At 61.7% G+C, this 12,111-nt stretch carries 11 protein-coding genes; 8 read left to right on the plus strand and 3 right to left on the minus strand.

Translation table 11 applies throughout. The annotated features are described in order from the left end of the window. The first annotated feature begins 36 nt into the window (after positions 1-36). The 7 genes from ACQZ60_RS08230 to ACQZ60_RS08260 all read left to right on the plus strand — a co-directional run bounded on the left by ACQZ60_RS08230 (position 37) and on the right by ACQZ60_RS08260 (position 7,490). Complete coding sequence (locus ACQZ60_RS08230) at positions 37-171, plus strand: hypothetical protein (RefSeq protein WP_003522748.1); 135 nt, start codon at positions 37-39, stop codon at positions 169-171. Positions 172-441: 270 nt separating this feature from the next. Next, positions 442-2,334 (plus strand): peptidylprolyl isomerase, encoded by a 1,893-nt coding sequence (locus ACQZ60_RS08235; RefSeq protein ID WP_142779297.1) that lies wholly within the window; start codon positions 442-444, stop codon positions 2,332-2,334. Positions 2,335-2,350: 16 nt separating this feature from the next. Continuing rightward, positions 2,351-3,370: an anthranilate phosphoribosyltransferase gene (gene trpD, locus ACQZ60_RS08240; protein WP_448735043.1), complete on the plus strand. Its 1,020-nt coding sequence runs from the start codon at positions 2,351-2,353 to the stop codon at positions 3,368-3,370. Between the two features lie 10 nt (positions 3,371-3,380). Then, positions 3,381-4,196 (plus strand): indole-3-glycerol phosphate synthase TrpC, encoded by an 816-nt coding sequence (trpC, locus tag ACQZ60_RS08245; RefSeq protein WP_448735044.1) that lies wholly within the window; start codon positions 3,381-3,383, stop codon positions 4,194-4,196. Between the two features lie 7 nt (positions 4,197-4,203). Beyond that, positions 4,204-4,695, plus strand: coding sequence for a cyclic pyranopterin monophosphate synthase MoaC (gene moaC, locus ACQZ60_RS08250; RefSeq protein WP_448735045.1), 492 nt, complete (start codon positions 4,204-4,206; stop codon positions 4,693-4,695). Continuing rightward, positions 4,696-5,913, plus strand: a complete 1,218-nt coding sequence (locus tag ACQZ60_RS08255) for a molybdopterin molybdotransferase MoeA (RefSeq protein ID WP_448735046.1) — start codon at positions 4,696-4,698, stop codon at positions 5,911-5,913. A 506-nt stretch (positions 5,914-6,419) separates the two neighbouring features. After that, the gene (locus ACQZ60_RS08260; RefSeq protein ID WP_020809132.1) at positions 6,420-7,490 is read left to right on the plus strand and encodes a GGDEF domain-containing protein; all 1,071 of its coding nucleotides are present in this window, start codon (positions 6,420-6,422) and stop codon (positions 7,488-7,490) included. Positions 7,491-7,714: 224 nt separating this feature from the next. Here the strand turns inward: ACQZ60_RS08260 and ACQZ60_RS08265 are convergent, their stop codons facing one another. From ACQZ60_RS08265 to ACQZ60_RS08275, 3 genes are all read right to left on the minus strand, one after another. Continuing rightward, entirely contained in the window at positions 7,715-8,323 is a 609-nt protein-coding gene (locus ACQZ60_RS08265; protein ID WP_080816895.1) for a pyridoxamine 5'-phosphate oxidase family protein, read from the minus strand. A 54-nt stretch (positions 8,324-8,377) separates the two neighbouring features. Then, positions 8,378-10,189: a monovalent cation:proton antiporter-2 (CPA2) family protein gene (locus tag ACQZ60_RS08270; protein WP_080851818.1), complete on the minus strand. Its 1,812-nt coding sequence runs from the start codon at positions 10,187-10,189 to the stop codon at positions 8,378-8,380. A 310-nt stretch (positions 10,190-10,499) separates the two neighbouring features. Further along, positions 10,500-10,868, minus strand: coding sequence for a gamma-butyrobetaine hydroxylase family protein (locus ACQZ60_RS08275; protein ID WP_003522738.1), 369 nt, complete (start codon positions 10,866-10,868; stop codon positions 10,500-10,502). 132 nt (positions 10,869-11,000) lie between these two features. Between ACQZ60_RS08275 and moaA the strand changes: the two genes are divergently transcribed. Next, positions 11,001-12,050, plus strand: a complete 1,050-nt coding sequence (gene moaA, locus ACQZ60_RS08280; protein ID WP_031233491.1) for a GTP 3',8-cyclase MoaA — start codon at positions 11,001-11,003, stop codon at positions 12,048-12,050. Positions 12,051-12,111: the final 61 nt, after the last annotated feature.

A 12,111-nucleotide genomic window follows, 5' to 3' on the forward strand; every position in this document is an offset into this window, starting at 1 on the left:
GGAGAGAATTTTCTCGAAACTCCCGGAGACGATATCATGTTCACATTTCTGACAATGCTTCTTGCCCTGATCAGCGTTATGTTCGTGACATCGATGGTCTCCGTGGTCGCCGAAATGCGACGTGAAGACGAGGAATTCAAGGCGATGATCCGGCGCGACCGCGCCTTCTGAGCGCGACGGGCCGGGCAGACGGCCGCTTAAAGGTGATTCTTTTCAACCGCCTGGACCTTCCGGGCGGTTTTATTTTGCACCTCGCGGGGGGCGATGGGGCGAAGACGATGGCGGAAAATCCCGCCTCCAATCACACAAGCGTTTTCAAAACCCCGTTTTTCCAAGGCAAATTCCCTTCAATTTCCGTTTGGATTGATTTAAGGAACGCCGATACGTTGCGGGCCGGACAGCCGGCGACCGCAATGACGTTCCTGTGAGGTTTGCATAACGATGCTCGATTCCCTGAGAAATGCTTCTCGAACCATGGCAGCCAAGCTGCTGCTTCTCCTGCTTGTTGTCTCTTTTGGCATCTGGGGCGTTTCCGCATCGCTTGTCACCGCCAATTCCCACGCCGTCATGACGGTGGGCGACCAGACGGTCAGCCCGGAGGAATTCCGCCTCGCCTATCAGCGCCAGATTTCCGATCTCAGCCGCCAGTTCGGCACAAGGCTGACGACCGAGCAGGCCAAGGCCTTCGGCATCGACCGTCAGGTCTTCAGCCAGCTTGCGGCCGGTGCAGCGCTTGATGAGCTCGCGTCCAGAATGAATCTCGGCCTTTCGGAAAACCGCCTCGCCAATCTCATTGCCGAAGACCCGGCCTTCAAGGCGGTCAACGGCCAGTTCGACCGCAATCTCTTCAGTGAACGCCTGCGCAATTCCGGTTTCCGCGAGGATGACTATATCAAGGAACGCAGCAAGGTCGCCGTCCGCAGCCAGATCGTCGAAGCCGTCTCGGACGGTTTTGCCGCACCGCAGGTGCTGGTGGATGCGCTGAAGCAATATCGCAACGAGCAGCGCGCCGTCGACTACGTCATTCTTTCGAACGCCGTCATTCCGCCGGTCAAGGCGCCGGGCGACGACGTGCTTGCCCCCTGGTTCGAAACCAACAAGACGAAATATCGCGCGCCCGAGTTCCGCAAGTTCACCTATGTGAAGCTTGAGCCGTCCGATATCGCCGATCAGGCTGCCGTCACCGACGCCCAGATCGCCGATTATTATAACAGCCATAAGGACAGCTTCCGCACCGCCGGCCGTCGCACGGTGGAGCAGCTGACCTTCCCTGAAAAGGAAATGGCGGAGGCCGCCGCCGAGCAGATCCGCCTCGGCAACACCACCTATGACCAGGTGGTGAAGGATCAGGGCAAGACCGCTTCCGACGTGACCCTCGGCGAATTCACCAAGGATACCATCCCCGACCAGTCGATTGCCGACGCCGCTTTCGCCATCCAGAAGGATGGCGGCGTATCGCCGGTGGTCCAGGGTTCCTTCGGCCCGGTCCTCCTGCGCGTCACCGGCATCAAGCCGGAAACGACCCGCACGCTGGATGAGGCGAAGGAAGATATCCGCAAGGACCTCGCCACCGCCGCCGCTGCGGAAGAAATCACAAATGTTCACGACCGTTACGAGGATCTGCGCGCCGGCGGTTCTTCGCTCGCCGATGCGGCAACGCAGTTGAACCTGAAACCCGTCACCATCGCCGCCATCGACGCTTCCGGCCTCGATGAAAAGGGCGATGCGGTTCAGGGCCTGCCCTCCCCGCAGCTCGCGCAGGAGGTCTTCAAGACCGAACCCGGCACGGAAGCGCTGCCGATCAATCTCGGCCGTGAAGGCTACATCTGGTTCGATGTCGACCAGATCATCGCCGCCCGCGACCGCACGCTTGCCGAAGTTCGCGACGATGTCGTGGCCGACTGGACGGCGGAGCAGCAGCGCAACGCGCTTGCCGCCAAGGCCGAGGAACTGAAGGCGCGCGTCGAAAAGGGCGACACGCTGGAAGCCGTGGCCGGTGAGCTGAGCCTTGCCGTCGAACAGAAATCCGGCCTGCGCCGCAACAGCGAAGACGCTATTTTTGGCCAGCAGACCATCGCGGCGGTCTTCTCCGGCGCGGAGGGCAAGGTGGGCACGGCGGCCGATGCCGACGGTTCCAGCCGCATCCTCTTCAAGGTCACCTCGGTCGACACCAATGCGCCTGCCGACGCGCTCGCCAATGACGACCAGCAGTTCGCCGCCATTGCCCGCGCGGCCGGCGACGACATGCTGGACCAGATGGTCAACCGCCTGCAGAATGACTATGGTGTCACCATCAATCAGGCCCTCGCCGATCAGGCGATGGTCGGCTTCTAACCCGGGGGGCGACAAGATGGCCGAACTGAAGCCGCTGATCGCCAAGGTCGCAAATGGAGAAAGCCTGAACCGCGAGGAATCTCGGGCGGCTTTCGACATTCTGATGTCGGGCGAAGCCACGCCGTCGCAGATCGGCGGTTTCCTGATGGCGCTGCGCGTGCGCGGCGAGACGGTGGACGAAATCGTCGGCGCCGTCTCCTCCATGCGTTCCCGTATGCTGCCGGTTTCGGCCCCCGCCAATGCCATCGATATCGTCGGCACCGGCGGTGACGGCATCGGCACCTATAATATCTCGACGCTCGCCTCGATCATCGTCGCCGGCACCGGCCTGCCGGTCGCCAAGCATGGCAACCGGGCGCTGAGCTCCAAATCCGGCACGGCGGATGCGCTCTCGGCGCTCGGCGTGAAGCTCGATATCGGTCCGGAACTCATCGCCCGCTGCATCAGCGAGGCGGGTCTCGGTTTCATGTTCGCGCAGCTTCACCATTCGGCCATGCGCCATGTCGGCCCGAGCCGCGTCGAGCTCGGCACGCGCACCATCTTCAACCTGCTCGGCCCCCTCTCCAACCCGGCCGGCGCCAAACGGCAATTGCTCGGCGTCTTTTCGCCGCGCTGGCTGGTGCCGCTTGCCGAAGTGCTGCGCGATCTGGGTTCGGAAAGCATCTGGGTCGTGCATGGCGACGGCATGGACGAGGTGACGACCACGGGCATTACCCATGTCGCGGCGCTGGAAAATGGCAAGATCCGCACCTTCGACCTGACGCCGAAGGATTTCGGTGTCGAGCCCGCTTCCATGGAAGATCTGAAGGGCGGCGACGGCATTGCCAATGCGGCGGCGCTGCGCGAGGTTCTGTCCGGCAAGCGCAACGCCTATCGTGACGTGTCGCTGTGCAACGCGGCCGCAGCACTGGTTATCGCCGGCAAGGCGGAGACACTGTCTCAGGCGATGGCGATCGTCAGCGAGGCGCTGGACAGCGGCAAGGCCGCAGCCGCGCTCGACCGTCTGGTTGCCGTGTCCAACGAGGGTCAGGAATGAGAGCGAGATCATGAGCGACATTCTGAAAAAGATCGAGATTTACAAGCGCGAGGAAATCGCCGCCGCCAAGGAGAAGGTTTCGCTGGCCGACCTGAAGGCCATGGCCGCAGGCCAGAGCGCACCGCGCGGTTTCTACAGGGCGCTCCGGGCAAAGCAGGCCGAAGGCAAATTCGGCCTGATCGCCGAAATCAAGAAGGCCAGCCCCTCCAAGGGCCTCATCCGTCCGGATTTCGATCCGCCGGCGCTGGCCGCCGCCTATGAAGCCGGTGGCGCCGCCTGTCTTTCGGTGCTGACGGATAGCCCAAGCTTTCAGGGCGCCCCGGAATTCCTGACCGCCGCCCGCAATGCCTGCGCCCTGCCGGCGCTGCGCAAGGATTTCATGTTCGAGACCTATCAGGTACATGAGGCCCGCGCCTGGGGCGCGGACTGCATTCTCCTCATCATGGCCTCGCTGTCCGACGACGAGGCGAAACGCCTTGAAGACGAGGCTTTCGCGCTCGGCATGGATGTGCTGGTGGAAGTGCATGATGAGGAAGAAACGGAACGGGCGCTGAAGCTCGCCTCGCCGCTTCTCGGCATCAACAACCGCAACCTGCGCACCTTCGAAGTCAGCCTCGAAACCAGCGAGAAGCTCGCAGGCCTCGTGCCGGCCGAAAAGCTGCTGGTAGGCGAAAGCGGCATCTTCACCTTCGAGGATTGTAAGCGTCTCGAAAAAAGCGGCATCGGCACCTTCCTCGTCGGCGAAAGCCTGATGCGCAAGGACGATGTGACGGCAGCCACCAAAGCCCTTCTGACCGGCCAATCCGGCATTCTGGCCGCGGAATAATGCACCGATGAGCGAGGCGGGAAAGCTCACCCATATCGATGCCGGCGGCGAAGCGCATATGGTCGATGTCGGCGACAAGGCCGAGACCGTCCGCGTCGCTGTGGCCGAAGGTTTCGTGAAGATGAAGCCGGAAACGCTGGCGCTCATCCGCGAGGGCAACGCCAGGAAGGGCGATGTCATCGGCACCGCGCGCCTCGCCGGCATCATGGCCGCCAAGCAGACGGCAAACCTCATCCCGCTCTGCCATCCGCTGATGCTGACCAAGGTGGCGGTGGACATTACCGAAGACGCCGCCCTGCCCGGCCTGCGGGTCGAAGCGCTGGTAAAACTGTCCGGCAAGACCGGCGTGGAGATGGAAGCGCTGACCGCCGTGTCCATCGCCTGCCTGACGATCTACGACATGGCCAAGGCCGCCGACAAGGCGATGGAAATCGTCAATATCCGCCTTCTCGAAAAGAGCGGCGGCAAATCCGGCGATTTCCGGCGACAGGAGACTTGAATGAAACCGCTGCTGCCCGTGGATGAGGCCATGAGACGCCTTCTGGAAGCAGCGGTTCCGGTGACCGAAAGCGAAACCCTGCCGCTCGCCGAATGCGATGGCCGGGTTCTCTCGGCCGATCTCATTGCACGCCTCACCCAGCCCCCCTTCGATGCCTCGGCCATGGACGGTTATGCGCTGCGCAGCGCCGATGCGGCGGAGATCGGCTCGGTCCTCACCGTCATCGGTCAGGCCGCCGCCGGTCATGCTTTTACCGGCACGGTGGGTGAAGGTCAGGCCGTGCGCATCTTCACCGGCGCGCCCGTGCCACAGGGTGCGGACACCATTCTCATTCAGGAAGATGCCGAAGTGCTGGAGGGCGGAAAAATCCGCACCGCCTTCGACGTCACCGCCGGGCGACATATCCGCCCGCGCGGACAGGATTTTACCGAAGGCGAAGCGGCCCTCACGGCCGGGCGTGAGCTCGGCTTCACCGACCTGACGCTCGCGGCGGCGATGAACCATGCCGCTCTCACCGTCTATCGCAGGCCGCGCATCGCCATCCTCGCCACCGGCGATGAGTTGCTGCCGCCGGGAAGCGCGCCGCAGCCCGCCCAGATCATCGCCTCCAACACCTTCGGCGTCGCAGCCCTTGCCCGGCAGGCCGGTGCCGAGGTTGTCGATCTCGGCATCATCGCCGATGATGACAGGCTGATCCGCGCCGCCATCGGCAAGGCGGTCGCGGCGAAGGTCGATGTGCTGGTGACGCTCGGCGGCGCGTCCGTCGGCGACCACGACCTCGTGCAGGCCGCCTTGAAGGCGGAAGGCATGCAGCTCGATTTCTGGCGCATCGCCATGCGTCCGGGGAAACCGCTGATGGTCGGGTCCATCGGCGCCATGCAGGTTCTGGGCCTGCCCGGAAACCCGGTTGCCAGCCTCGTCTGCGGCCTGCTGTTCCTCGAACCGCTGCTCCGCAGCATCGCCCGCCGCGCGCCGCTGCAACGCACGACGACCGCCCGCACCGCCACGCCGTTGAAAGCGAATGATCACCGGCAGGATTATCTGCGCGCCCATTTCAGCACGGACGAAAACGGCCTGCTGGTGGCGGAAGCCCATGCGAAGCAGGATTCATCGATGATGAAGATATTGGCCCATTCCGACGGCTTGATCGTGCGCCCGCCAAATGCGCCGGCGGCGGCGGCGGGAACGGAATGCCCGGTCATCAGGCTGAGATCCTGACACGCAGGCGATACGGCCGGACCTGCTGCCGGCAGCATAACTCGCCTCTTCCTGAACCTTACCGAATGGTTGCCGCGCCGTCACAAAACGGCACTGACGCGTGCCGCGTGGCACGGAAACCGAAGATAAGACTGTAACATTCCTGTATCCCGACACGAATGACAAAAAAAACCGCCTATAGGCGGGATCTCCACGAATTCAAAAACCACCGTGCCTTTCCGCCCCGGGATTATTTCTCCATATTGTTGTGCCAAAATAAATCACACGAATCCCGTTATTGGGATTGACAGAATAAATTCGATGCTGTCACCAAGGCGAATAGTAGAGGGAAAAAGTTCCGGAATTCTTCAAAATGAAAATTACTTATATTTATCAATTAAATAAAATAAAAAGTGACGAAAATGAAGTTTCCGGGCACAAAAATTAGTTTCCCATAAATTAAGCTTTCCAAAACGAGCTTCATAATAATAATCATAGTCGATAAGCAGACTCACTGGAGTTTCTTGATGAACACGGCATCCACGCCCAAAACCACGGGGCCCGACATTGCCGGGCAGATTGCCTATGCCATGCGGAGCATGGGTGTTTCGCCGATCCCGCGTAACTACAGCCTCTTTTACGAAGCCTATATCGGTTCGAACCCTGCCCTGACGAAGGATCTGGCCGCGCTTGGAAATCGGGTCACGCAGGAGGATCTGGACGAGCTGTCCTCACGTTACGGGGAAGGCAATCCCGCCCGGTCCATCGACGATGCGCATGAGAAGCTCAGGCGCGAACTGGAGGGCCTTCTGGGCACGCTGAGGCGCGAACAATCCTCCATCGAAAACTACAACAGGATTCTCGGCGAAACGCGCCAGCGCATCGATGACAAGAATGCCGCCAGCAGCAATATTCTGAGGAATGCGATTTCGCTGCTGGCCGAGGCCACCGGCTCGAAGATCATCGACGGCGAAAAGGCCTTCAACGATGTCAACCGCCATGCCGAGGAAATGCATCAGGTACGTCTGGAGCTGGATGAGTACAAGCGCATCGCCAATACGGATTCGCTGACGCGCCTGTCCAACCGCCGCGCCTTCGACGACCGGCTGGCATCCGTCTATGACAGCTCCATCGGCCTGCAATATACCACGCTCGTCCTGCTCGATATCGATCATTTCAAGCGGATCAACGACACTTTCGGCCATCCGGTCGGCGACAAGATTCTCGCCACCGTCGCCTCGGTCATCCGCGCCAATGTCCGCAAGGATGGTTTTGTCGCCAGAAGCGGCGGCGAGGAATTCGCCATCATTCTGGACGGCAATACGCCGGAAGAGGTGATGGTGATGTGCGAGCGCATCCGCCTGTCGCTGGAAAGCACGCCCTTCCGCAATTCGAGATCGGGAGCCGACTACGGCACGGTGACGATCTCCCTCGGCTTCGCTTCCGCCGCACAGGCCACCAATCCCAGCGAGCTTTACGGCCATGCCGACACCGCGCTCTACCATGCCAAGGAAACCGGCCGGAACCGCTCCGTCTATTACGAGGACGGCATGCAGAAGAACTATACCGGCAAGAACTGGCTGATCTATCGGACGTGAAGAGCGACACTGGTAGGTAGCATCGAATGCAGCGCCCTCTCTCCCTCATTCCTGTGCTTGTCACAGGAATCCAGTCGACGCGCGTCTGCGCGGCGGGAGAGTCCCTTCAGCCCAATGACTTGGGCTGGCTGGATTCCTGTGACAAGCACAGGAATGAGGGCGGTTTGATATAAGCGGCGCACGCCCTGTTAAGTGCGCAACCTGTTACTGCGGCAAATGACGCCTCACCACATGGTCTTCGCCGCCCGCGCCGCCCATTCCCGGTCATAGGTCTCCTGATCGAATTCCGCCTTGGCCGCCTTGAGCAGAAGACCGGGTGTCGGAAGCGAGGCCGGGTCGACGAAATTATCGGGGTTCCACAATTCCGAGCGCATCAGCGCCCGGGCGCATTGGAAATAGACTTCATCGATTGTCACCACGATGACGGTGCGCGGATGTTTGCCATCCATCTCGAAGCTTTCCAGCAGATCGGGATCGACGGAGACCACGGCGCGGCCGTTGATGCGCATCGTCGTATTCGAGCCGGGTATCAGGAACATCAGCGCCACGCGCGGATCGCGCACGATGTTCAGAAGCGAATCGACGCGGTTATTGCCGCGCCAGTCCGGCAAAAGCACGGTCCTCTCATCGGCCACCCGGACCACGCCGCCCTTGTCGCCGCGCGGCGAACAGTCCATGCCTTCCGGCCCGACCGTCGCCAGCGCCAGGAAGGGCGAAGTCTCGATCATCAGCCGGTATTCGGCCGTCAGCGTGGCTGTCACCTTGGCGATCGATGCCTCGCTCGTGCTGTCATAGATGGCCTTCAATTCCTCAACCGTGCGAATGATCGTCATGTCCGTTCCTATCCCTGCCAATTCCCTCTGTCGCCGCCGAAAGACCGGGGCGTCCTATTCCTCTGCGGCTTCCGCCTTTTCCCGCTCGGCCCGCTCGCGCGCGGTGCGGGCGGCAACGAGGTCGGCCGGCTGGGCGTTGCCACGGATCAGCGAACGGCCGGCATAGATGCCGCCGACGACTTCCATGGCGAAACGTTCCTCGTCGCGGTCGCGGAATTCTTCCACCAGACGGGCGGCGTCTTCCCGCTCCTCACCCATGGCGCCCAGCACTTCCTCGCTGAAATTCAGCGCCGATTCCAGCGTTTCGCGGATCTGGTAATCGACGCCCGCCTTCAGCAGATCGATGGCATGGCCACGGTCGTAAGCGCGGGCGAGAACCGGAACCAGCGGGAATTCGTGCTTGACGATCTCCGCGATCCTGACGGCAGCCTCCTTGTCGTCGACGCAGATGAGAACCGCGCGCGACGTGCCCGCACCGGCGGCATGCAGGATTTCCGCCCGCGAACCGTCGCCATAATAGACCTTGAAGCCGAATTCCGCCGCTTCACGCACGAAGTCGGCATCCTTGTCGATCAGCGACAGGGTGTAGCCCCGCGCCAGAAGCGGCTGGCTGACGATCTGGCCGAAACGCCCGAAGCCGATGAGGAGAATGCTGCCCTCGACATTTTCAGGCACGTCGAGATCGTCGGTATTGGGAACCGCCGCCGGCACCAGCCGGTCATGCAGGATGACCATCAGCGGCGTCAGCACCATGGAGATGATGATGGTCGCCGTCAGTATGGCGTTCGCCTCCCGGTCGAGAATGCCGGCGCTGACGGCGGCCGAATAGAGCACGAAGGCGAATTCGCCGCCCTGCGCCATCAGCACCGCCCGTTCCAGGCTTTCGCGCCGGGTGGTGCCGAGCGCCCGCGCCACGCCATAGATCAGGAAGGCCTTGAGCAGCATGTAGCCCGCAACGCTGATGACCACGAGCTGCCAGTTGGAGGCGATGACGGCAAGATCGATCGCCATGCCGACGCCGAGGAAAAACAGGCCGAGCAGAATGCCGCGAAACGGCTCGATATCCGCTTCCAGCTGATGGCGGAAGGAGGATTCCGACAGCAGCACGCCGGCAAGAAAGGCGCCCATTGCCATGGAAAGGCCGCTGACCTGCATCAGAAGCGCCGAACCCAGCACCACCAGCAGCGCCGCGGCCGTCATCACCTCCCGCGCGCCGGAAGCCGCAAGCAGGCGAAAGAACGGGTTGAGAAGATAACGCCCGGCAAGGATGAGCGCACCGACGGCGGCAAGCGCGATGCCGACGGAAGCCCAGCGCTCCGACGCCGTGACATGTTCGCCGCCCGAACCGAGGAAGGCGACAAGCGCCAGCAGCGGCACGATGGCCAGATCCTCGAACAGCAGGATGGCGATGATGCGCTGGCCTTTCAGGCTCGACATGCTGTTGCGCTCCTGCAGCATCTGCATGACGATGGCCGTCGATGTCAGCACGAAACCGGTGCCGGCGACGAAGGACATGATGACGGGAAAGCCGAGACCGACGCCGATCAATGTCAGGCCCGCCATGCAGACCAGTACCTGAAGCGCACCCAGCCCGAAAATATCCTGCCGCATAGACCACAGCCGCGACGGCTGCATTTCAAGGCCGATGATGAACAGAAACATCACCACGCCGAGTTCCGCTATATGCAGAATGGCCTGCGAATCGGAGAAAAAACCGAGACCGTAAGGCCCGATCACCAGACCGGCGGCCAGATAACCGAGCACCGAACCGAGGCCGATGCGCTTGAAGATCGGCGCGGCGACAACGCCTGCCGCCAGCAACACGACCACTTGGGCCAGATCATTTCCGTTCGCTTCTACAGCCACACGCCACCCCGCTGAAAATCGATAAGACGAGGGTGTTCCCTCCCTCACTTCCTAGCGCATCGGCGTGAAAAGCGAAAACGATTTTACTGAAGGACGATGCGCAGATTCAACGGGTTATTTGTCCATCAGGCATGCGGGCCTCGGATGCCGCTGTCCTCCTCCCCCTCTTTCCTGTGCTTGTCACAGGAATCCAGTCGACGCGCGTCGGCGCGGCGGGAGGAGTCTTTTTCAGCCCAAGGACTTGGGCTGGCTGGATTCCTGTGACAAGCACAGGAATGAGGGTGGGAGGGTCCGAAGGCCTTGCGTCCGCCTACCGGTATCGCGGCTCCCTGCTCAAGCCCTTTTCGGCGAGCTGCCGCTCATAATCCGCAAACAGCGCATCGCCGGTCTCACCCAGTTCCTTCAGATATTTCCAGGTGTAGATGCCGCTATCGTGGCCATCGTCGAAAACGATGCGAACCGCATAATTGCCGGTGGCAACCATGGAGCGGATGGTAACATCGCGTTTGCCGGGCACCGTGACCTTTTGTCCCGGCCCATGGCCCTGCACCTCGGCAGAGGGCGAAAGCACGCGCAGCATCTCGGCTTGAAGCCGGTAAACGCTTCCATCGTCGAAGGAAACGGTCAATTCGCGCCGGTCTTTCGACACAAGCAGCTCGGTCGGCCAGGCATCGCTCATTTTTCACTTCCGCAAGCTCGTCATATGCGTCAGAATTACGGACTTGCCTCACGATAGGCAAGCCACTACATCACCTGATAGAGCACACATTCAGCGTGTGTGCCCGGCGCAAGGCGCATTGAGGATGGAGACGTGAACGGTTTCTCCGGCTCGCTTGAAAAAGCGAAAACCCTGACGGAAAACAGCACACCGATGGTGGACCCTTTCGGCCGCGCCATCACCTATCTACGCGTTTCCGTCACCGACCGCTGCGATTTCCGCTGCACCTATTGCATGTCCGAACACATGACCTTCCTGCCGAAGAAGGACCTTCTGACGCTCGAAGAACTCGACCGGCTCTGTTCCGTCTTCATAACGCGCGGCGTGCGCAAGCTGAGGCTGACCGGCGGCGAGCCGCTGGTGCGCAAGAACATCATGTCGCTGGTGAAGAACCTCGGCCGGCATGTGCGCACAGGCGCCCTCACCGAGCTGACGCTGACCACCAACGGCTCGCAGCTTGCGAAATTCGCCGCGGAACTCGCCGATTGCGGCGTGCGCCGCATCAACGTGTCGCTCGATACGCTCGACCGCGATAAGTTCCGCCACATCACCCGCTGGGGCGATCTCGACCGCGTCATGGAGGGGCTCGACGCCGCCCAGGCCGCGGGCATCAAGGTCAAGCTCAACGCGGTGGCGCTGAAGGACTTCAACGACGCCGAGATTCCCGATCTCATGCGTTTCGCCCACGGTCGCGGCATGGACCTGACGGTGATCGAAACCATGCCGATGGGCGAGATCGAGGAAGACCGGACCGACCGCTACCTGCCGCTTTCGAAACTGCGCGCCGATCTCGAAAAGAGCTTCACGCTCATCGACAGCGATTACCAGACCGGCGGCCCCGCCCGTTACGTGACGGTGAAGGAAACCGGAGGCCGGCTCGGCTTCATCACGCCGATGACGCATAATTTCTGCGAAAGCTGCAACCGCGTCCGCCTCACCTGCACCGGCACGCTTTATATGTGCCTGGGCCAGGATGACGCCGCCGATCTGCGCACCGCGCTGCGCGCCTCCGACAGCGACGCCTATCTTTCCAGCGCCATCGATGAAGCCCTTCTGCGCAAGCCGAAGGGGCATGATTTCATCATCGACCGCACCCACAACCGGCCTGCCGTCTCCCGCCATATGAGCGTGACCGGCGGCTGAGCGACGGCTGAAACTGTTTCTCGTCCACCCACCCATATAAACGGTTGAAATGCCGGCTGTG

The sequence above is a fragment of the Agrobacterium sp. 22-223-1 genome (assembly GCF_053522385.1).